Here is a 20,475-nt window from a genome sequence, read left to right on the forward strand (position 1 = left end):
CTACTGCCCCTGACCGTCCAGCGGCTCGTGCCCGCCCTCGGGCGGTGCCGACACGGTCTGCTCGGCCGCCTGCTCGACGTCCTCCATGCGCCGGCGGTTGGGGTGCTCGGCGAGGAAGAGCTTCTTGAAGCGGGCGATGCGGGCGCGCAGGCGCGACGCGGTGGCGTCGTCGATCTTGCCGTTCATGACGGAGCTGCGCAGCTTGGGGCTGTGCTCGACCATGTACTTGGCGAGGCCGTCGCGGAACAGCGTCACGTTCTCGAGGTCGATGTCGTCGAGGAAGTCCTCCTTGGCGGCAAAGATCGCGATGACCTGGTCGCGGACGTCGAGCGCCGAGAAGCGCTGCTGCTTGAGCATCTCCATGACGTGGGCGCCGTGGTTGAGCTGGTACTGGGTGGTGGCGTCCAGGTCCGAGCCGAACTGCGAGAAGGCCTGCTTCTCACGGTAGGCGGCGAGGTCCAGGCGCAGCGTGCCCACGACCTGCTTCATGGCCTTGATCTGGGCGTCGCCACCGACGCGGGAGACGGAGATGCCCACGTCGACTGCCGGGCGCTGGCCCTGGAAGAACAGGTTGGACTGCAGGTAGATCTGGCCGTCCGTGATGGAGATCACGTTCGTGGGGATGTAGGCGGAGACGTCGCCCTCCTGCGTCTCGATGATCGGCAGGGCCGTGAGCGAACCGCCGCCCAGGGCGTCGGAGAGCTTGCAGGCACGCTCGAGCAGGCGAGAGTGCAGGTAGAAGATGTCGCCGGGGTACGCCTCGCGTCCGGGCGGGCGGTGCAGCGTCAGCGACATCTGGCGATAGGCGACGGCCTGCTTGGAGAGGTCGTCGTAGACCACCAGGACGTGGCCGCCGGGATGCTCGGCGTCGGCGGGGTTGCCATGTGCGTCGTTGTACATGAAGTACTCGCCGATCGCGGCGCCCGCCATCGGGGCGATGTACTGCATCGGGGCCGACTCGGCCGCGGTGGCGGAGACGATGACCGTCTTGTCCAAGACGCCGTGCTGAGCGAGGGACTCGCGGATGGCGGCGACCGTGGAGGCCTTCTGGCCGATGGCGACGTAGATGCAGATCATGTCGGTCTCGCGCTGGTTGACGATGGCGTCGATCGCGATGGCCGTCTTGCCCGTCTTGCGGTCGCCGATGATGAGCTCGCGCTGGCCGCGGCCGATGGGGACCATGGCGTCGATGGCGAGAAGACCCGTCTGGACGGGCTCGCACACCGGCTGGCGCTCCATGATGCCGGGGGCCTTGAACTCGATTGGGCGACGGTGGGTGGAGTTGATCGGGCCGAGGCCGTCGATCGGCTGGCCGAGCGGGTTGACGACGCGGCCGAGCATGGCGTGGCCGACCGGGATGTCCATGACGCGCCCGGTGGTGCGGCACTCGTCGCCCTCCTTGATCTCCTCGGCATCGCCGAAGAGGACGGCGCCCACGTCGTCCTGGTCGAGGTTCTGGACCAGGCCGTAGACGTCCAGGCCGGTGGTCGAGCTCGTGAACTTGAGCAGCTCGCCGGCCATGGCGGTCTTGAGTCCCGAGATGCGCGCGATGCCGTCGGCGACCTCGGTGACGACCGAGGCCTCCTGCCGGTCGACCGTGGCGTTGATCTGCGCGAGCTCCTCGCGCAGGGTGCTCATGATCTTCTCGGAGCTGATGGTTTCCATTAGTGTTCCTCGCCTTCGATGAAGGTCGACGAGAGGGTCTTGCGGATGTTGGCGAGCTGGGCGCGCACCGATGCGTCGTAGCGCTTGCCGCGCACCTCGAGCATGATGCCGCCGATGATCGCCGGGTCGATGCGCTCGACGAGGTAGACGGGCGCACCGAGGTCCTTCTCGGTCTTGGCGCGCACCTTGGCGCGGAGCTCGTCGTCCATGGGGACGGCGGTGGTCACGGTCACCGAGACCGTGGTGTCCTGCGCGTCGAGAAGCTCCTTGTACTGCTTGGCGACCGCCTCGACGAGGTCGAGGTCGTCCTCGCGCTGCATGGCGGCGAGGGTCTCCAGCACCTCGGGCGTGAACTTCTGGGCGTGCTGCCACTGCACGAGGTCCGCGTTGGCGCGGCCCTCGGAGCGGGCGGCCTCCAGGAGCGCCCTGGTGTACGCCTCGACCTTCTCGGCGTCGACCCGCTTAGCGCCCATCGGACTTGCCCACTTCCGCGAGGTACTTCTCGGCGAGCCTGCGCTGCTCCTCGACGGAGAGGTCGTTGCCGATGATCTTGCTGGCGATCTCGACGGAGAGGTCCACGACGGAGCTGGAGAGCTCGATCATGGCCTTGTGGCGCTCGGAGTCCACGGCGCCGTGGGCCTTGGCGATGATGTCTGCCGCCTCGCGCTGGGCCTTGGCGAGAACCGCGGAGCGGACCTCCTCGGCCTCCTTCTTGGCCTTGGCGACGATGGCGTCGGCCTCGTGGTGCGCGTCGAGGATCTTGGCCTCGTAGCTCTTGGCCTCCTCGGCGGCCTGGAGCTTGGAGCGCTCGGCGGCGTCGAGGTCGGACTGGATCTTCTGCTGGCGCTTCTCCATCATCTCCAGCACCGGCGGCCACACAAGCTTGGCGAGCACGGCGAGGATGATGAGGAAGGCGATGAGGGCCGGGATGAACTCCGCCATCTTGGGGATCAGGATGTCGGGGCCGACCGCCGACTCCTCGGCGAGCGCCACGGCGGGCGTGGCGAGGGCGACGCCTAGGGCGACGACCGCGCGAGAGGCCACTCTCATGGCAGTGTTTTTCATACGTGCCTCCAACTCGGACGTTCGTGCGACAGCGCTACTTGACGATAAGGCTGACGACGAAGCCGATGAGGGCGAGGGCCTCGACGAAGGCCGAGCCCAGGATGAAGACCGTGAACAGACGGCCCTGGACCTCAGGCTGACGAGCCATGCCCTGCGCGACGCCACTGGCGGCCAGGCCAATGCCGATGCCCGCGCCGATAACGCCGAGACCATAACCAACGACACCGAGAGCTCCCACTGTTCCTCCTTTGACATTCGCCCCGATGGGTGTTGTGAAGCCGGGACGAGTTTCAAACCAACGTGCTATTCCTCAGCAGGCGGGTGCCCGCGAGTTGCCGTTCTTCTCGCCTACTCCTCCTCGGACTCGGCGATCTGGATGTAGACGGCGGAGAGAAGCGCGAAGACGTAGGCCTGGATGGCGGCCACCATGATCTCCACGACGTAGATGACGAGCAGGATGCCCACCCACAGGATCGACGCGCCCGCCTGCACGGCGGTGGCGACGGAGAAGGCCTGCACCATGGGCTCGAAGAAGAGCGAGGCCAGGATCGCGAAGGTGCCCATGACCACGTGACCCGCGAAGAGGTTGCAGAAGAGTCGGACGGCGAGGGTAATGAGGCGCAGGATCGTGGAGAAGACCTCGATCAGCCACACGAGGGCGTTGAGCGGGAAGGCCACGCCGGCGGGCGCGAGACTCTTGGCGTAGCCGAGCGCGCCCTTCTTCTTGATGCCGCAGACGATGAAGTAGACGAATGAGCAGATGGCCAGGGCCGCGGTGGTGGAGATGGTGCCGGTGCCCGGCTTGCAGCCCGGGATGATGCCCACGATGTTGTTGGCGAGGACCACGAGGAACGTCGTGGCGATGAACGGGAAGTGGCGCTTCCAGGAATCGCCCAGCAGGCCCTTGCACATGTCATCGCGGACGAACTCGACGAGGTACTCCATGCCGTTCACGAAGAAGCCCTGCGGCACGAGGCTCGCGGACTGCTTCTTCTTGAAGACGAAGAGCGCCACGAGCATCAGCACGACCGCCACGGCGAACCAGAACGAGTACTGCGTGAAGCCGATGGTGTCGAGCGAGCCTGCGATCGGCTGGGACGTGAAGCTCGAAACGAGCTCGTTTACCTCTTCGCCCAGGCTGTCCAGAGGATTGCCCACGCTTATCTCTCCCCTCAAAGGCGCGGACGGCCGTTGGCCGCCCTCCAGGCCCGTATCGCCTCGACGCCCCAGAAGAGCAGGAACGCGGCGACCAGCGCACAGCCGAACTCCAAGAAGCCGGTGTTCGTGGAAGTGTACACCACGAGCAGGACGACGGTAAGCGTCAGGAACGTGACGCCCATCGCCGCGATGCCGGCGGCCAGCGAGACCGCGCGGCTCCCCCTCAGAGCCCGCTCGAACAGCACGGCCGGCGCGACGCAGCCCATGAGGCCGAAGAGCGCGCCGGAGACGACGGCGACCTGAGGATCCACGTCGCATCGCCTCCCGTCCGAGCGAATTAAGGACACGAGAACTCTAGCGCGCCGGGGGAAATAGTCAAGCAGGGCGCCGTTCGCCCCCGTTTTGTCACAATCGGGCGATGAGGGGCGCGGGCGAGGGAGGTGTGCGCAACGCGTTGGGGTATGCGCAACCTGCCGAGAGATCGGGTTTCTCGCCAGGCCGTCTACCCGTTGATTCAGGAATCTGAACGTTGTGCATACCGTCGCCGGTTGCGCATACCGTCGTGCGGACGCCTACTTGGTGCCGTAGATGCGGTCGCCGGCGTCGCCGAGGCCGGGCAGGATGTAGGCGTGGTCGTTCAGACAGCGGTCGAGCGCGCAGGTGTAGAGGCGCACGTCCGGGTCGAAGTCCAGCGTGGCGCGCACGCCCTCGGGCGCCGAGACGAGCGTCAGGCAACGGATGTCCTTCACGCCGGCGTCGCGCAGGAACTTGATGGCCGCGGTGAGCGAGCCGCCCGTGGCGAGCATCGGGTCGACGACCAGGCAGATGCGGTTCTCGATGTCGTCCGGGAACTTGCAGTAGTACTGGTGCGGCTCGTGGGTCTCCGGGTCGCGGTACATGCCGACGTGGCCGACGCGGGCGGACGGCACGAGCTGGAGGATGCCGTCGACCATGCCGAGGCCGGCGCGCAGGATCGGGATGATGGCGACCTTCTTGCCGGAGACGCGCTTGCAGGTGGTGGTCTCGAGCGGAGTCTCGACCTCGACGTCCTCGAGCGGGAAGTCGCGCATGGCCTCGTAGCCCTCGAAGATCGCGAGCTCGGTCACCAGCTCGCGGAACTGCTTGGTGCCGGTGGCCTTGTCACGCAGGATGTGCAGCTTGTGCTGGACGAGCGGGTGGTCGATGACCGTGAAGCGCGTGGGGTCGAACTCTTCTGCCATGGTTGGTCCCTTCTCTCTTGTTTCTGCGCACTCTGTAAATTGGGGACTGTCCCCGATTTACAGCTCGGGGTAGAGCGGGTGGGCGTCGAGGAGCTCGCGCACCTCGAAGGAGACGCGCTCGGTCACGCCCTCGTCGCCCAGGTTGGTCACGACGTCGCCGATGAGCTCGCCGATGCGCTCGCACTCGCGCTCGGAGAAGCCGCGCGTGGTGGCGGCCGCCGAGCCCACGCGGATGCCGCTCGTGACGAACGGGGAGCGCTTCTCGCCGGGGATGGTGTTCTTGTTGACGGTGATGCCGACCTCGTCGAGCGCGCGCTCGGCGTCCTTTCCCGTGACGTCGCCGGCCGCCGTGAGATCGACGAGCAGCAGGTGGTTGTCCGTGCCGCCGGAGACCAGGCGCAGGCCACGCGACTCCATGCCGCGCCCGAGCGCGCGGGCGTTGACGAGGATCGCGTCCGTGTAGGCGGCGAACTCGGGGGCCAGCGCCTCGCCGAAGGCCACGGCCTTGCCGGCGATCACGTGCTCGAGCGGGCCTCCCTGGCTGCCGGGGAAGACGGCGGAGTCGACCTTCTTGGCGAGGTCGGGGTCGTTCGTGAGGATGAGGCCGCCGCGCGGGCCGCGCAGCGTCTTGTGCGTGGTGGTGGTCACCACGTCGGCGTGCGGCACGGGGCTGGGATGGCGCCCGGTGGCCACGAGGCCGGCGATGTGGGCCATGTCCACCATGAGGTAGGCACCGACGGCGTGCGCAATCTCGGCGAAGCGCGCGAAGTCGATGATGCGGGGGTAGGCGGAGGCGCCGGCGATGATCACCTTGGGGCTGTGCTCGCGGGCCAGGGCCTCCACGGCGTCCATGTCGATCAGCTCGGTCTTCTCGTCCACGCCGTAGGAGACCACGTTGTAGAGCTTGCCGGAGAAGTTGGCGGGCGAGCCGTGCGTGAGGTGGCCGCCGTTGTCCAGCGCCATGCCGAGGATCGTGTCGCCGGGCTGGGCGAGCGCCGCGAGGGCGGCGTAGTTGGCCTGGGCGCCGGAGTGGGGCTGCACGTTGGCGAAGCCGGCGTCGAAGAGGCGCTTGGCGCGCTCGCGCGCGAGGTCCTCCACCACGTCGACCGCCCAGCAGCCGCCGTAGTAGCGCTTGCCGGGCAGGCCCTCGGCGTACTTGTTGGTGAGCGGGGAGCCCACCGCCTCCATCACCGCCATCGAGACGAAGTTCTCCGAGGCGATGAGCTCGATCGAGGAGCGCTGGCGGCGCAGCTCGTTGTCGACCGCGGCAAAGACCTCGGGATCGGACGCGACCAGGTGCTCGTAGTTCATGGGGCCTCCTTGTTGCGATGGCGCGGCGACGGTCGGTTGCGCCGGGCGGCTGGCTCTCCCCTAGGCTTCGACGCCGGGGAAGGCGGGGTCGTCCTCGCGCATCATCTTCTCGACGCGCGCGGTGTGACGGCCGCCGCCGAACTCGGTGGTGAGGAACGCGTCGAGGATCTTCTCGTTGTCCTCGAGCGAGACGAAGCGGCCCGAGAGGCCGATGACGTTGGCGTCGTTGTGCTCGCGGGCGAGGCGCGCGAACTCGACGGTCTGGATGGGGGTGGCGCGCACGCCGGCGACCTTGTCCGCCGTCATGGCGATGCCGAGGCCGGTGCCGCAGATGAGCACGCCGCGGTCGACCTCGCCGCGGGCGACGCGGCGGGCGACCTTGTCCGCGTAGTCGGGGTAGTCGCAGCGCTCGTCGGAGTCGGGGCCGCAGTCGACGACCTCGTGGCCCTGGGCGCGCAGGTACTCCGCGAGCGGGTCCTTCTGGACGAAGCCGGCATGGTCGGAAGCGATGGCAATGCGCATGGGTCTCCTCCCCGACGTGGTCTCTCGGCGCTTTTCCTAGGGTATCACTTGCCGACCCGGGACCGCCCCGGCGCAGACTGAGGGGGCGAGAAGCGCTTCTCGACACCTCTCGGAATCTCGGCGCGCCCGGATGCTTAGTAATACTGAGTGGTTGCAGGCTGGCCGCGGCTTTGTGCTTAGGATTTCGGGGTAGTTGCACCTTCGGGGGCGCCATGCGACGGCGAGAAGGACGGGCGGACCGCGGTCAACTGGGGTTTCGTCGGCGAGAAGTACTTCTCGCCAGCCCATGAGGCTGCCAGAACCTACAACTACTCCGATTTCTTAAGCCGCCGGTCGTGGAGAACCTGCAACTACCCCGAATTCTTAAGCAGACGGCTCCGTCGGTCAGCGCACGGCGAGAAGGACGTCGGCCTCGGTGAGGGCGCCGGCGCGCAGGACGCGCGGCTCGGGCCCCGTGGCGTCGACGATGGTGGAGGCCACGCCCACGGGAGCCGCCCCGGCGTCGAGCACGAGGTCCGCCGCGGCGACGATGGCGGGCTCGAGCCCCGCGCCCGAGGTGGCGGCGGGGGCGCCGTGCGTGTTGGCGCTCGTCTGGGCGAGCGGGCACCCGAGCGCGCGGACGATGGCGCGGTCCAGCTCGGAGTCGGGGACGCGCAGGGCGATCGTCGCGCCGGCCTCGCCGGGCTGGGCGTACTCGGGGGGCACGGCGTCCGAGGCGCGGACCACGATCGTGAGCGCGCCCGGCCAGTGGCGCTCGGCGAGCCGCAGCGCCCAGGCGGGGACGTCCCGCCCGTAGCGGGTCAGGTCGGCGGGGTCGGCGACGAACCACGGCAGCGTCTGCGCTCGGTCGCGCCGCTTGATGTCGAAGATGCGCGCGTGCGCGGGGTTGCCCGGCAGCGCGGCGCAGCAGATCCCGTAGACGGAGTCCGTGGGGAGCACGGCGACGCCCTCGGCGCGCAGGACGGCGGCGGCGCGGCCCACGACCTCCGGGCTGGGATCGGTCTGGCTGGCGAGAAGCACGGCGCCCATGGCTAGCCCTCCCTCACGGCCACGAGGACCCGCGGGCGGCGTGTCAGGTCCTCTCGTACCTCGACCGACGCCCAGCCGTCACGGGCGCGCACGAGCGCGGCGGCGTCCTCGAGGGACCCCTCGAAGAGCTCGACGGCGAGCATGCCGCCTGGAGCCAGGGCGACGGGCGCAAGGTCGAGCAGGCGGCGGAACACGTCCAGGCCGTCCTCCCCCCCGTCGAGCGCGAGCTCCGGCTCGAAGTCGGCGACCTCGGCGGGAACCTCGTCGCGCAGGACGTCCGTGGGAATGTAGGGCGGGTTGGAGACGAGCACCGAGAAGGACCCCATGAGCTCGGGGTCCACGCCCGACGCCAGGTCGCACTCCACGATGTCGACCGCCTCCTTGAGGCCGAGCGCCTCGCGGTTGCGGCTCGCGAGCTCGACGGCGCGCGGGGAGAGGTCGGTCGCCGTCACGAGTGTGCCCGGGCGCTCGGAGGCCACCGAGAGCGCTATGCAGCCGGTGCCGGTACCGACCTCGAGCACGCGGACGGGGGCCGAGACGTCCCCGTCCTTCTCGGCCGCGCCGTCCACGCCCTCGAGGGCGGCGTCCACCAGGATCTCCGTCTCGGGGCGCGGTATGAGCACGCCGCGCTCGCAGCGCAGGACGATGTGGCGGAAGGGCATCTCGCCGGTCACGTACTGGAGGGGCTCGCCGGCCGCCCGGCGCTCGATCGCCTCGTGCATGGCGGAGAGCTCGGCGGGCTCGAGCGGGCGGTCGAAGTTGACGTAGAGCTCGACGCGGGAGAGGCCCGTCACGGCCGCGAGCAGCCACTCCGCCGAGAGGCGCGGGTGCTCGTCACCCTTGCGCTCGAGGTAGCCGCTCGTCCAGTCGAGTATGCGCTTTATGGTCCAGGGCTCGGTCGCGGGCACGCCCTACACCGCCTGAGCGAGCTTCTCCGCACGCTCGGCGGCGGCCAGTGCCTCGATGACGCTGGGGAGCGTGTCGCCCAGCAGCACGCCGTTGTAGGTGCCGTTGAAGCCGATGCGGTGGTCGGTCACGCGGTCCTGCGGCTGGTTGTAGGTGCGGATCTTCTCGGAGCGGTTGCCGTGGCCGATCTGCGAGAGGCGCGCGGCGCCCTGCTCGGCCTGCTGCTTCTCGAGCTCCATCTCGTAGAGGCGGGCGCGCAGCATCTGCATGCAGACCTCGCGGTTCTGGATCTGCGAGCGCTGGTCCTGCGACTGCACCACGGTGTTGGTGGGCAGGTGGGTGATGCGCACCGCCGAGTAGGTGGTGTTGACGCACTGACCGCCGGGGCCGGACGCGCAGTAGGTGTCGATGCGCAGGTCGCCGGGGTCGATCTGGATGTCGATCTCGTCCGCCTCGGGCAGCACCGCCACGGTGGCCGTGGAGGTCTGGATGCGGCCCTGGCTCTCGGTCTTGGGGACGCGCTGGACGCGGTGGACGCCGCTCTCGTACTTCATGACGGAGTACACCTTGTCGCCCGTGACCTTGAACTCGATGGTCTTGAAGCCGCCGGCCTCCGACGGGCTGGACGAGAGGACCTCGATCTTCCAGCCGCGGCCGTCGCAGAAGTGCTGGTACATCTTGAACAAGTCGCCCGCGAAGATGGCTGCCTCGTCGCCGCCGACGCCGGCGCGGATCTCCACGATCGTGTCCTTCTCGTCGTTGGGGTCGGCCGGGATGAGCAGGTACTTGATGTCCTCCTCGAGGGCCGGGAGCTTGGCCTCGTTGGCGGCGATGTCCTCCTGGAGCATGGCCTTCTCGTCGGCGTCGGCCTCGTGGAGCATCTCCTTGGCGGCCTCGATGTCGTCGAGGGCGGCCAGATACTCGCGAGCGCGGGTCACGAGCTCGGTCTGGCTGGCGTGCTCCTTGGCCAGGCGCGCGTACTCCTTGGGGTCGGAGACCACGGCCGGGTCCATGAGCTTCTTCTCCAGCTCCTCGTAGGCCTGGATGATCTTGAGCAGCTTGTCTCGCATCGTTCTTCTCCCTGAGTGAGTCTCTAGCCTTTCTATCATACCCCGAGCGGCTTGTGAGACACTAGACGCATCCTGCACAAAGGGAGGCACCATGTCTGATTCCGAGCGCGAGCTGGACACGGGCGCAGAGGGCGAGAAGGACCGCGCGGCCCAGCCGGCCGACGCCCCCGAGCAGCCCACCGAGGAGCTCGACCGCCCCGAGGCGGAGCGCACCCTGCGGCGGCCTCTCGCGAACGAGGGCGCGCCGCAGAGCCCGGATGAGCGCGTCGAGGCGCCGCGCCTGCGCGACGTCGGCCGGGCGGCCGGAGACTACGTGCGCGGGCGCGTGGCGCTCGTGGCCGGGATCGCGCGACGTCACCGCGCCGTGACCGGGGCGCTCGCCCTCATGGCCTGCGTCGTCGTGGCGCTTCTCGGCATCGCGTTCGTGCGGGCGGCCACCCTGCCCGACGCCGCGACCGTCGAGTCCGACGCCCGCGAGCTCCTGGGGGTCCCCGAGTTCTCGGGCGGGACCTACGGGACGGACACGCCCCTCGTGGCGCAGGGCGTCGAGGTTCGCTCCCTCGCGCGCGCCGAGGCGGCCCCCGAGGGGGCGGGCGCGGCGTTCGGCGCCTCGGGATACGCCACGGCGGAGGTCGTGGTCACCTACGGCGGCCAGTCCGTGAGCGCCACGCGCGCGGCGACGTTGAGCTATGCGCTCGTCGACGGCGCCTGGTCCGTGCTGCCCGGGGTCGAGGACGGCGGGGTGGCCTGGCACGCGACGGGCGGCGTGGACCAGGAGAAGGTCCTGCGCAACGCGCAGACGCTGCTCGCCCGCGCCGACGAGGCCTCCGGGGAGGGAGAGCCGAGCCTCGCCGCCCTCTACGCGGAGGCGTCCGCGGCGGTGGGAGACGGCTCCTTCGACGAGGCCGCCCAGACGGACACCCTGGAGCTCACGTTCTCACGCGGCGACTCGTTCCTCTCGTACGAGTGCCGGCTCACCGTGACCTTCTCGTTCGCCCAGGCGAGCGGCCAGTGGAGCGTCTCCGGCATGAGCGTCTCCGAGGGGGCGCGCACCCCCGTCCTGGACTCGCTGCTCGGCGTCTGGGAGGGCGCGTTCCAGAGCCAGGAGACCGACGGAACCAAGTGCCTGGCGGGTCGCGCGGCGGGCCTCACGGTCAACGTCATCGGGACGAGTGTCAGCGACTCGGCCGTCATGCTGTCCGGCGAGCTGAGCGGCGTCGCCCACTACCACGCCCACCCGGACGGCGACAGCGAGTCCTGCGAGGGCGACCTCGCGTTCGAGAATGTGGGGTTCCTGGCGCGGCTGACCGGGGACGGCGCGGGCGACGGCCCGCTCGAGTTTGTCGCCACGCTGCCCGAGGACGTGGACGGCACGGTGACGCTGACGCTGTGCTTTGGGACGGAGGACGACCCCGGCCGCGTGGAGGCGCTGGTGGAGAGCTCCCACACCTACACCGACGCGATCCTGTTCATACCGCACGAGCGCACGGTCACGTACACGGACGCGTTCGCGCTGTCGCGCGCGGAGTAGCGGGCGCGCGGGGCTGGGCCCTTCTCGGCAGGCAGGCAGCGCGAGCGCTCGGCCCGGACGGCTGCCGGCGCGTCGGCACGACACAAAATGGCGCCCCCGCGGGCGAGAAACCCGTGGGGGCGCCGGACGAGCTTGGGGGCGTTCGCTACTCGGCAGCCTCGGTGGTCTCCTCGGCGACAGCCTCGGCAGCGGGCTCCTCGGCGGGAGCGGCGGCAGCCTCGGCCTCGGCCTTCTTGGCGTACTCGGCGGCACGCTTGGCCTTCTCGGCGGCCTTGGCCTCCTTGGCGGCCTTCTTGGCGGCGGCCTCCTCGGCAGCCTTGGCGGCCTTGGCGGCCTTGGCCTCCTCGGCCTTCTTCAGCTGGGCAGCGGCGGCGCCACCGAACTTGTCGGCGAAGCGCTGGACGCGGCCGCCGGTGTCAACGAGCTTCTGGGTGCCGGTGTAGAACGGGTGGCACTTGTCGCAGAGGTCGACGCGCATCTCGCTCTTGGTGGAACGGGTGGTCCAGGTGTTGCCGCAGGAGCAGCGGACCTGGCACTCCACGTACTCGGGGTGGATACCTTGCTTCATGGCAGGACTCCTCTTCTTCGGCCCTGGTTTCCGACCAGGGCAGGGGTTCGTCTTGGTTCCGACCAAGACACAATAGCTGTATGACTATATCAGAACGGGCGTGGCGCGTCTGTGGAGATTTGCAGGCCGTCAGAGGGACGCCGCGCTAAGATAGGGCGAGAAGAACGTCCGACCGCAGCCCGGGAGGCCCCATGTTCCTTGCGATAGACGTCGGCAACACGCAGTCCACGCTCGGCCTCTTCGACGAGGGGGGCGCGCTCGTGCGCGGGTGGCGCATGTCCACCAACGCCACGGACACCTCCGACATGCTGCACTCGCGGCTGTGGGGCTACTTCGGCAAGGACGGCCTCGAGCTGGGCTCCGTCACCGACGCGGGCGTGGCGAGCGTGGTGCCCGCGCTCGAGCGCGCATGGCGGCGCTGCCTCGAGACGCATCTCGGGCACGACCCGCTCGTCGTGAGCCCGGGCCACGACTGCGGCATGGAGATCGCCATGCCCAACCCCCGCCAGGTGGGGGCCGACCGCATCGCCAACGCCGTCGCGGCGCGCACGACCTACGGGGCGCCGGTCATCGTGGTGGACTTTGGGACCGCGACGAATATCGACGTGGTGGACGCGAGCGGCGCGTACCGCGGGGGCGCCATCTCGCCGGGCCTCATGCTCTCGGCGAACGCGCTCTTCTCGCGCGCGGCCAAGCTCGCGAGCATCCCGGTCGAGGCGCCCGAGCACGCCCTCGGCGACAGCACCGAGGCCGCGCTGCAGTCGGGCCTCGTGATCGGGGCGGCCGCACAGGCGGAGGGGCTCGTCGCGCGCATCCGGGCGGAGCTCGGCGAGCCGGACGCGACCGTCGTGGGGACGGGCGGGCTCGCGCGCACCGTGGCGCGGGCGACCGACGTCTTCGACGCGATCGACCCCGACCTCACCCTGCGCGGCATCCGCGAGATCTGGCTCTGGGAGCGCGCCCGCGCGTAGCGGGCCGCAGGCGGGCGCCTTTTCTCGCCGGCCCCCCTTCCGGGCGTGTACGAAGTTGCAAGATTGATACGGTGCCTTGCAATCGGAAAACCGCTGGCAGACGAATTGCCGAGTGGGTCATCAAGACTACAACTTCGTACACACCCGGAAAGAGGGGCGGGCGGGCGAGAGGGACGTCGCTAGACGTAGCGCAGACGCACCTGCTCGGGGGCGACCTCGAGCTCCTGGGTGCCGTTCGCCAGGTGCACCGTCGCACGACCCCACACGTCCACGGCCACGAGCGTGCCCTCGCCGATCACGCGGTCGCCGCGCAGGACCTCGACCCGCTCCCCCATGCCGAGAAGGGCGTCGAAGTAGTCGGAGAGCACCGGTGCCAGCGGGCCTGCGGCGGCACGGCCCCCCGCGACGCCCTGCGCCCATGCGTCGACGGCCTCGCGCGCGGCGTCCTCGAGCGCGGTGGCGTCGAGGTCCCTCCCGGCGTCCCAGGCGAGGTCGCAGCGGACGAAGACGCCCCCGTCGTCGTAGCCGGCGCGGGCGTCGACGCTCACGAGCGGCTCCCCGTCCGCCGAGACCACCTCGTGCGGCCAGCGCACGCGGGCGCCCAGCTCGCGGGCGACGCCGAGCGCGCACACGTGCGGCACGCCCGTCATGTGGCCCATCGGCACCGCCGGGCGCAGCGCGAAGGACGTCCCTACTCCCACGCGACCTCCCCCAGGTCCGCCGTCACGTGGCCCACGCGCTCGTCGCGCGGGGTCACCGCGATCCCGGCGTGGGCGAGGAAGCGCTCCGGGTCGTGCATGAGGTCCTCCATCGGCACGATCACGTAGTCGCGCTCGCCGAGGCGGGGGTGGGGCAGCGTGAGGCGCGCGCCGGCGTGGGTCTCCCCCTCCACCCAGACGAGGTCGCAGTCGATCGTGCGCGGCCCGCTGCCCGGCTTCTTGGCGCCGGGGCGGGGCGCGTCGTCCTTCTCGCCCTTCGGGCGGATGCGACCGAGCTGGTCCTCGACCTCGAGCAGCTTGCCCATGAGCACGAGCGGGTGGAGCTCGGTGCGGATCTCCGCCACGGCGTTGGCCACCGGCGTGGCGATGCCGTAGGCGGGCTCGGTCTCGTAGGCGTGGCTCACGCTGACGACGCAGGTGAGCGGGATCTCGTCGATGAGCTGGGCGGCGCGGGCGAGGTTGGCCACACGGTTGCCCACGTTGGAGCCCAGGCTCACGAAGCCCTGGCGCGCGTCCTTGTGCGCGACGGCCCAGTAGGCGTTCACGGCCTGCGCGACCTCGGCGACGTTGTGGACGCGCAGGATCCGGGCGCCGTTCTCGATCGCGGAGATGCAGACGCCGGCCGTGGCCGCGTCGCGGGCGGCGGCGTCGGTCACGCCGGACAGCGCGCCCACGAAGCGCTTGCGCGAGACGGCGCAGAGCAGCGGGTAGCCCATGGAGACCATCGAGCGCGTGGCGCGCTGGATCACCACGTCCTCGTCCGCGAACTTGTCGAAGCCGGCGCCCGGGTCCATGCAGATCCGCTCGCGGGAGACGCCGGCACGCATGAGCGTGCGGGCCTGGTCGCCCAGGAACCCCATGACCTGTCGCATGACGGGGGCCTGGTCAGGCAGGGTGAAGCGGTGCTGGGACGCCGCAGGGCGCGGCAGGGCGCTGCCGGCGGGGCGGGACTCGTCGAGAAGGACCTGCCGGCGCGCGACGTGCGTGCCCAGGCCCTCGCGGTTCCAGTGCATGACGACGCAGCCGCAGTCGGTGTCGGCGGCGACCTGGACCATCTCGGGGTCCGTGAAGCCGGTGACGTCGTTGACGATGGAGGCGCCCAGGCGCACGCACATGCGGGCGACGTCGGCGTGGCGGGTGTCGATGGAGACCACGGCGCCGGCCTCCACGAGCGCGCGCACCACGGGCACCACGCGCGCGGCCTCCTCCTCGGAGGAGACGGGGGTGTGGCCGGGACGCGTGGACTCGCCGCCGACGTCGATGATGTCGGCGCCCTCGTCGAGCATGGCCAGGCCGCGCGCGACGGCCGCGTCATGGTCGAGGTTCTCCCCGCCGTCGGAGAAGGAGTCCGGGGTCACGTTGAGAATGCCCATGATGCGGGGACGCGCGAGCGAGATCTCGTGCGCGCCGCAGTGCCAGGTTGCGTAGTTCTCTCGGAGCATGAGCCCTCCTTGGGACGCCGTCGTTTCGCACCATTGTACCCGGCGCCCCGGCGGGGCGTTCTTCTCGGCGCGCCCGCTCTACCCCAGCGTGATGTAGCCCGTGCCCTGATCCGGGTCCTCGGGCTGGGGGCCGCCGGAGGCCGAGCCGAAGAGGAACTCGCGCAGGCGGGGCATCTCGCTCAGGTACTGGGCGTGGCCGGCGTCGTAGGCGGCGGCGAGGCGGCGCGGGTTGACCGTGGCGTTCTCGACGGGCATCTCGTCCGGATAGATGACGAGCGCCTGGCCCTTCTCGGCAAGCTCCTCCACGTGGTCGAGCGCGGCGTTGTAGCGCTCCCAGCGCGTGAGCAGGGCGTTGCGCAGGTAGGGACGGTCGCGCGTCACGGCCTTGAACATCTGCTTGTCCCGTGCGCCGGGCTGCTTCTTGCGATAGCCCCGCGGGCGCGTGGCGACGAAGACGAAGCGCTCGAAGCCGTCGTCCTCGGCCATGCCCAGCGGGATCCCGGCGCCCGCGCCCAGGCCGCCGTCCATGAGGACGCTGCCGTCCACCTCGAGCGGCTTCATCATGCCCGGCAGCGTGGAGCTGGCGCGGATGAGGTCGATCATGCGCATGGGGTCGGTCATGTCCTCGCGCCCGAAGCGCACCGTGCGGCCGGTATCGCGCTCGAAGGCCTGGATGCGCAGGCGGGCGGGGTTGGCGGAGAAGGTCTCCCAGTCGAACTGGAGCGTGCCGTCGCGGAGAGCGCCCTCGTAGAGGGAGTCGGCGTCGAAGTAGCCGCGTCCGCGCAGCAGCGAGGGAAGCCCCACGAGGCCCTTCGCCACGCCGTCGGTCATGAAGGCCTCGCGCACGCGCTTGCGGTCGCGCGAGAGGTAGTTGACGGAGTTGCTGGCGCCGGCCGAGAGGCCGCACACGTAGTCGAAGTAGATGCCCTGCTCGAGAAGGACGTTTGCGAACGCGCAGGTGTATGCGGCGCGATAGCCGCCCCCCTCGAAGACGAGGGCGCAGTCGAAGACGTTGTTCTTGAGGGTCTCCATCGCGCCTCCTTTAGTCGGATAAAGTGCCTTATTCCCATTCGGGCGGGTGGCCAACCGCCTTCGCAGGATTACCATGATAGGGGGATTCTCGAAGGAGGGGCCATGGGACGTACGGTCACGAGCGCGGCCGAGGCCGCGGCAGAGCTCTCCGAACGCTTCGCGCGGGCGAGAAGCGCGGTGTTCTTCGGCGGCGCCGGCGTCTCCACGGCGAGCGGCATCCCCGACTTCCGCAGCGCCGACGGCCTCTACCACCAGCACTTCGCCCACCCTCCCGAGGAGATGCTCAGCCACGACTTCTTCGTGGCCCACACCGCCGAGTTCTACGACTTCTACCGCGAGCGCATGATCTGCCTCGCGGCGCGGCCCAACCGCGCGCACGAGAAGCTCGCCGAGCTCGAGGCCGAGGGGCACCTCGCCGCCGTGGTCACCCAGAACATCGACGGCCTGCACCAGGCTGCGGGCTCGCGCGTGGTCCACGAGCTGCACGGCTCCGTCCACCGCAACGTCTGCCGGTCCTGCGGGGCGACCTACCCGGCCGAGTGGGTCCTCGCGACCGAGGGCGTGCCGCGCTGCGAGCGGTGCGGCGGCACGATCAAGCCCGACGTCGTGCTCTACGGGGAGCAGCTGGACGAGCGGGTTCTTCTCGCCAGCATCCGGGCCATATCCGCGGCCGACCTGCTGGTCATCGGGGGGACGTCGCTCGTGGTGTACCCGGCTGCCGGGCTGGTGAACTACTTCGGCGGCAGCGACCTCGTGATCGTCAACCGCGACCGCACCCCGCATGACGACGCGGCAGACCTCGTCTGCGCCTGCGACATCGCGGCGGCGTTCGACTTCTAGCGCGGAGTGCGGGGCCGGGCGTCCTTCTCGCCCGCGCGCCGGCGCCGGAACTCTGACTTATGTACGAGCGCTCCCGAACTCATATTGTTTGCATTTTTCGTATATGCAGGTAGACAAATTGACCCGCTCCTCTCGCCAAGCGAGAAGAGGCGAGCGCTCGCACATATCTCGAAGTTTTGAACCGGAGCGCGGCGCCGAGCGCCCCGCCCGCGCTACAGCTCGATCGTGAGCTCCACGGGGCAGTGGTCGGAGCCGTAGACCTCGCTGAGGATCGAGGCGCCTGTCACGCGGTCTGCGATGTCGTTGCTCACGAGGAAGTAGTCGATGCGCCAGCCTGCGTTGTTCTTGCGCGCGTTGAAGCGGTAGCTCCACCAGCTGTAGGCGCCGACGAGGTCCGGGTGGCGCGCGCGGAAGGTGTCGGTGAAGCCGGCGTCGAGCAGGCGCGTGAAGCTCTCGCGCTCCTCGTCGGAGAAGCCGGCGTTGCCGCGGTTGGGGCCGGGGTTCTTGAGGTCGATCTCGTTGTGGGCGACGTTGAAGTCGCCGCAGGTCACAACCGGTTTCTCCGCGGCGAGACCGCACAGGAACTCGCGGTAGGCCGCGTCCCAGGCCAGGCGCGTGTCGATGCGCGCGAGCTCGTTCTGGGCGTTGGGCGTGTAGACGTCCACGAACCAGTAGCTGGGGAACTCCAGGGCGCAGACGCGACCCTCGTCGTCGGCCGCCGGGGCGCCGATGTGGTTGATCACCTGCAGCGGCTCCTCGCGGGAGAAGACGGCCGTGCCGGAGTAGCCCTTGCGCTCTGCGTAGCTCCAGGTCTGGTGGTAGCCGGGCAGGTCGAGCTCGATCTGGCCCTCCTGGAGCTTGGTCTCCTGGACGGCGAAGACGTCCGCGCCCGTGGCCTCCACCACGTCGGTGAAGCTGGGGTCCTTCTTCATGACGGCGCGCAGACCGTTGACGTTCCAGGAAACGAGGCGCAGCTCGCGGGCCATGGGGTTCCTTTCGACGGGGGCAGGCTGGGACCAGTGTAGCCGTCGCGACGCCGAGCGAGAAGGACGGAGGGGGAGCGGCGGGCCCGCACGACGCCGGCCACCGAGAAAAACCGTCCGCTCAGACATCATATTTGCAACTTGCATGTAACTGACGCGAATCTCCCAGGCGACATGAGCTGGCATGCATGGCGAGATTGTTGAGCTCGTACAAGTTTGCGTGTACTTTCTATCACGACACGGACCGGAGTCTGGGTGCTAGCCTCCTCCGCATGGAGAACACCCTCTGTGACATATCGGCCCTGCTCTTCTGGCGGATACCGCCAATTGTCCGTCTCCTGACCCTTGGGCCAGCAGACGAGGACCCGCTCTGCCATCTCGTGGACCCAGTGCGCCTGGAGCGCATGCGCCATGACCTTGTGGATGGCACGAGGCTCGCCGGCCTGATAAACGGACCCGCCTCGTGGCACACTCACCTGGGCGTCGAAGCCGAGCCGCTCCTAGCTGCCGCGCCGTTGCTTGCGGCCTTCACGGACGCCCCAATCGACCTGCTTGTCGCCGAGTCGACCGAGCGCCGGCATTCGTCCCTCGTGCGCCCGCGCGTCTGGACAGGGGCACTCCCCAGCGAGACCCTTTTCCAGCCGGCTCCAGGGCTGACGGTGGTCCCGCCGGCACTCGCGCTGCAGCAGGTTACGGCGCGCTCCTCGCTTGGGCGCACCATCGCGCTTGCCTCAGAGCTCTGCGGGGTCTTCTCTGCCTACCAACCCCCTCAGCCGCTAGCGGACATGCTCCAAGACCTGTTCGATGAGGGCAGGCTCATCCCATATGGAGGTTGGGGCGCCGCGGCAGACAACAACGGGCGACTCACGGGCCTCTGGTCGAGGCCGCCGCTTGCAACGCCCGCAGGGCTCGTGCGCAGCGCCGAAGAGAGCGGGGCCTCGCGCGGACGGGCGCGTCTCGAACAGGCGGCCGGGCTCGTGCACCCGGGAGCAGCCTCTCCTTTCGAAGTCCAGGCGGGTATGCTGCTCGGGCTCAGCCGGCGACGAGGCGGGGAGAGCCTGGGCGACTTCCAGCACAACCGCCGCATCGCGCTCACGCCCAATGCGGCGCGGGTCGCCGAGCGGCACGTCTGCTCCTGTGACTTGTTCTACCGTGGTGCCGTCGACCCGAAGCTCATGGGCATCGACGTGGAGTGCCAGAGCTCCGCCCATCACTTCGGCACCAGGAGCTCCGCCTCCGACGCAAACCGGGCAACGGCGCTGCAGCTCATGGGCATCGAGGTTGTGCAGCTTACCTATGCGCAGCTTGCCGACCCCGCACGATTCAAGATCTTCTCGGCTCTCCTTGCTGAGAAGCTCGGGCTGCCGTATCACGAGAAGACCGATGCACAGCTCGCGGCCCAGACGCGTCTCCGTGCCGAAATCCTCACGGATTGGGGGCGCCTGCCCCTCGCATGATGCCCCACCGGCGCAAGACGACTTTCAAACTCCGACTTATGTATGAGCGCAACCGACTTCGACGTAGTTGCGATATGCATATACGCAGCTAGAGCAGTTAATTGCTTCGCCTCGCCGGACGAAAAGTGCCGAGCGCTCGTACATAAGTCGGAGTTCGACTAGGCGGCGGGCACCTCGAGGCCGGCCGCGTCCATCGCGGCGAGGAACGCCCCGGCGGAGCGCGTGGCGACGAGCTCCTGCGGGAAGTGGATCTCGTCGAGCATCTCGAGCGCGGGCGCGACGCCGCCCACGTCGCAGCAGATGTGGGCGTCGCTGTTCACCGCCACCTGGCAGCCCAGCTCGGCACAGGTCTCCGCGATCCTGCGACACGCCTGCCACGTGCCGCCCTCGCGACGACGGGCGGCGAGGCTGTGGGCGTTGATCTCCACCAGCTTGTGGAGGCGGGCGGCCTCCCCCACGACCTCGGCCACGTCGAACGGCACCCCGGCGCGGCCGGCGTGCCCGAGCACGAGCACCTTGGGCTGGGAGAGCGCACCGAGGTACATCTCGGTCGCCTGGGCGAGCGTGGCGTCGCGGGCGAACTCGCGGTAGTGGACGCTCGCGATCACGTAGTCGCAGCCCCGGACGACGTGGTCGTAGAGCGTGGTCTCGCTCCGCAGCCCGCCGCCGGTGATGTCGGCGAAAACGGGGATGTCCTGGCCGAAGAGCCGGCCGTCGAGCGCGCGGATGTCCGCCTCGGCACCGCGCAGGAGACGCACGCCCTCCCAGGTCCTCGGCCAGACCACCATGTTGAGGAAGTGCTGGTAGTCACGAAGGTCCGCATGCGCGAGATCGGCGTCGCGGAAGAGCATGTCGGAGAAGTGGTCGGTCACGCCCAGAAGCTCGAGGCCCGCGTCACGGGCGGCGAGCACGTCCTCGCGCACCGTCGAGTACGCGTGGCGCGAGAAGATCGTGTGGGTGTGCGTGTCGCAGCGGTTCTCGAGCAT

22 protein-coding genes are annotated in these 20,475 nt (G+C 69.5%); 4 read left to right on the forward strand and 18 right to left on the reverse strand.

What is annotated here, in order from left to right; all coding sequences use genetic code 11:
• The 12 genes from atpA to prfA all read right to left on the reverse strand — a co-directional run bounded on the left by atpA (position 1) and on the right by prfA (position 9,946).
• On the reverse strand, positions 1 to 1,665 hold the full coding sequence (atpA, locus tag INF26_RS06355; protein WP_193529981.1) for a F0F1 ATP synthase subunit alpha: 1,665 nt from the start codon (positions 1,663 to 1,665) through the stop codon (positions 1 to 3).
• A complete protein-coding gene (locus INF26_RS06360; RefSeq protein ID WP_193529983.1) occupies positions 1,665 to 2,138 on the reverse strand; it encodes a F0F1 ATP synthase subunit delta in 474 nt (157 codons plus the stop codon). The genes atpA and INF26_RS06360 overlap by 1 nt, the downstream gene beginning before the upstream one ends.
• Positions 2,128 to 2,715, reverse strand: coding sequence for a F0F1 ATP synthase subunit B (atpF, locus tag INF26_RS06365; protein WP_226371906.1), 588 nt, complete (start codon positions 2,713 to 2,715; stop codon positions 2,128 to 2,130). Before atpF ends, INF26_RS06360 begins: the two co-directional genes overlap by 11 nt.
• 49 nt (positions 2,716 to 2,764) lie before the next feature.
• The gene (atpE, locus tag INF26_RS06370) at positions 2,765 to 2,968 is read right to left on the reverse strand and encodes an ATP synthase F0 subunit C (RefSeq protein ID WP_075278954.1); all 204 of its coding nucleotides are present in this window, start codon (positions 2,966 to 2,968) and stop codon (positions 2,765 to 2,767) included.
• Positions 2,969 to 3,078: 110 nt separating this feature from the next.
• Positions 3,079 to 3,888, reverse strand: a complete 810-nt coding sequence (gene atpB / locus INF26_RS06375; RefSeq protein ID WP_332307321.1) for a F0F1 ATP synthase subunit A — start codon at positions 3,886 to 3,888, stop codon at positions 3,079 to 3,081.
• Between the two features lie 14 nt (positions 3,889 to 3,902).
• On the reverse strand, positions 3,903 to 4,199 hold the full coding sequence (locus INF26_RS08505) for a hypothetical protein (protein ID WP_226371907.1): 297 nt from the start codon (positions 4,197 to 4,199) through the stop codon (positions 3,903 to 3,905).
• A gap of 261 nt (positions 4,200 to 4,460) precedes the next feature.
• The gene (upp, locus tag INF26_RS06380; RefSeq protein ID WP_193529988.1) at positions 4,461 to 5,108 is read right to left on the reverse strand and encodes a uracil phosphoribosyltransferase; all 648 of its coding nucleotides are present in this window, start codon (positions 5,106 to 5,108) and stop codon (positions 4,461 to 4,463) included.
• Between the two features lie 57 nt (positions 5,109 to 5,165).
• A complete protein-coding gene (gene glyA / locus INF26_RS06385; protein WP_193529990.1) occupies positions 5,166 to 6,419 on the reverse strand; it encodes a serine hydroxymethyltransferase in 1,254 nt (417 codons plus the stop codon).
• A gap of 60 nt (positions 6,420 to 6,479) precedes the next feature.
• Complete coding sequence (gene rpiB / locus INF26_RS06390) at positions 6,480 to 6,941, reverse strand: ribose 5-phosphate isomerase B (RefSeq protein WP_193529992.1); 462 nt, start codon at positions 6,939 to 6,941, stop codon at positions 6,480 to 6,482.
• Between the two features lie 384 nt (positions 6,942 to 7,325).
• Positions 7,326 to 7,970 carry an L-threonylcarbamoyladenylate synthase gene (locus INF26_RS06395; RefSeq protein ID WP_193529994.1) on the reverse strand — a complete coding sequence of 215 codons (645 nt, stop codon included), beginning with the start codon at positions 7,968 to 7,970 and terminating at the stop codon, positions 7,326 to 7,328.
• Positions 7,971 to 7,972: 2 nt separating this feature from the next.
• Positions 7,973 to 8,878, reverse strand: coding sequence for a peptide chain release factor N(5)-glutamine methyltransferase (gene prmC, locus INF26_RS06400; RefSeq protein WP_193529995.1), 906 nt, complete (start codon positions 8,876 to 8,878; stop codon positions 7,973 to 7,975).
• A 3-nt stretch (positions 8,879 to 8,881) separates the two neighbouring features.
• A complete protein-coding gene (gene prfA, locus INF26_RS06405; protein WP_193529996.1) occupies positions 8,882 to 9,946 on the reverse strand; it encodes a peptide chain release factor 1 in 1,065 nt (354 codons plus the stop codon).
• Positions 9,947 to 10,037: 91 nt separating this feature from the next.
• On the opposite strand from prfA, the gene INF26_RS06410 reads away from it, so the two are divergent.
• Positions 10,038 to 11,477 (forward strand): hypothetical protein, encoded by a 1,440-nt coding sequence (locus INF26_RS06410; protein WP_193529997.1) that lies wholly within the window; start codon positions 10,038 to 10,040, stop codon positions 11,475 to 11,477.
• A 145-nt stretch (positions 11,478 to 11,622) separates the two neighbouring features.
• Here the strand turns inward: INF26_RS06410 and rpmE are convergent, their stop codons facing one another.
• Positions 11,623 to 12,045: a 50S ribosomal protein L31 gene (gene rpmE / locus INF26_RS06415; protein WP_193529998.1), complete on the reverse strand. Its 423-nt coding sequence runs from the start codon at positions 12,043 to 12,045 to the stop codon at positions 11,623 to 11,625.
• 191 nt (positions 12,046 to 12,236) lie between these two features.
• Between rpmE and INF26_RS06420 the strand changes: the two genes are divergently transcribed.
• Positions 12,237 to 13,016 (forward strand): type III pantothenate kinase, encoded by a 780-nt coding sequence (locus INF26_RS06420; protein WP_193529999.1) that lies wholly within the window; start codon positions 12,237 to 12,239, stop codon positions 13,014 to 13,016.
• A gap of 179 nt (positions 13,017 to 13,195) precedes the next feature.
• On the opposite strand, the gene INF26_RS06425 is transcribed toward INF26_RS06420, so the two are convergent.
• The 3 genes from INF26_RS06425 to INF26_RS06435 all read right to left on the reverse strand — a co-directional run bounded on the left by INF26_RS06425 (position 13,196) and on the right by INF26_RS06435 (position 16,209).
• The gene (locus INF26_RS06425; RefSeq protein WP_193530000.1) at positions 13,196 to 13,717 is read right to left on the reverse strand and encodes a hypothetical protein; all 522 of its coding nucleotides are present in this window, start codon (positions 13,715 to 13,717) and stop codon (positions 13,196 to 13,198) included.
• Complete coding sequence (gene folP, locus INF26_RS06430; protein WP_193530002.1) at positions 13,708 to 15,177, reverse strand: dihydropteroate synthase; 1,470 nt, start codon at positions 15,175 to 15,177, stop codon at positions 13,708 to 13,710. The genes INF26_RS06425 and folP overlap by 10 nt, the downstream gene beginning before the upstream one ends.
• A 78-nt stretch (positions 15,178 to 15,255) precedes the next feature.
• Positions 15,256 to 16,209: a patatin-like phospholipase family protein gene (locus INF26_RS06435; RefSeq protein WP_193530003.1), complete on the reverse strand. Its 954-nt coding sequence runs from the start codon at positions 16,207 to 16,209 to the stop codon at positions 15,256 to 15,258.
• Between the two features lie 102 nt (positions 16,210 to 16,311).
• Between INF26_RS06435 and INF26_RS06440 the strand changes: the two genes are divergently transcribed.
• Positions 16,312 to 17,049, forward strand: coding sequence for an NAD-dependent protein deacylase (locus INF26_RS06440; protein ID WP_193530005.1), 738 nt, complete (start codon positions 16,312 to 16,314; stop codon positions 17,047 to 17,049).
• 212 nt (positions 17,050 to 17,261) lie between these two features.
• Here INF26_RS06440 and INF26_RS06445 read toward each other — a convergent pair whose 3' ends face one another.
• A complete protein-coding gene (locus tag INF26_RS06445) occupies positions 17,262 to 18,035 on the reverse strand; it encodes an exodeoxyribonuclease III (protein WP_193530006.1) in 774 nt (257 codons plus the stop codon).
• A 269-nt stretch (positions 18,036 to 18,304) separates the two neighbouring features.
• On the opposite strand from INF26_RS06445, the gene INF26_RS06450 reads away from it, so the two are divergent.
• The gene (locus INF26_RS06450; RefSeq protein WP_193530008.1) at positions 18,305 to 19,489 is read left to right on the forward strand and encodes a hypothetical protein; all 1,185 of its coding nucleotides are present in this window, start codon (positions 18,305 to 18,307) and stop codon (positions 19,487 to 19,489) included.
• Between the two features lie 158 nt (positions 19,490 to 19,647).
• Here the strand turns inward: INF26_RS06450 and INF26_RS06455 are convergent, their stop codons facing one another.
• Positions 19,648 to 20,475 (reverse strand): phosphatase, encoded by an 828-nt coding sequence (locus tag INF26_RS06455; RefSeq protein WP_193530009.1) that lies wholly within the window; start codon positions 20,473 to 20,475, stop codon positions 19,648 to 19,650.

This window comes from Thermophilibacter gallinarum, from assembly GCF_014982725.1.
GTDB classification, from domain to species: Bacteria; Actinomycetota; Coriobacteriia; order Coriobacteriales; family Atopobiaceae; genus Thermophilibacter; species Thermophilibacter gallinarum.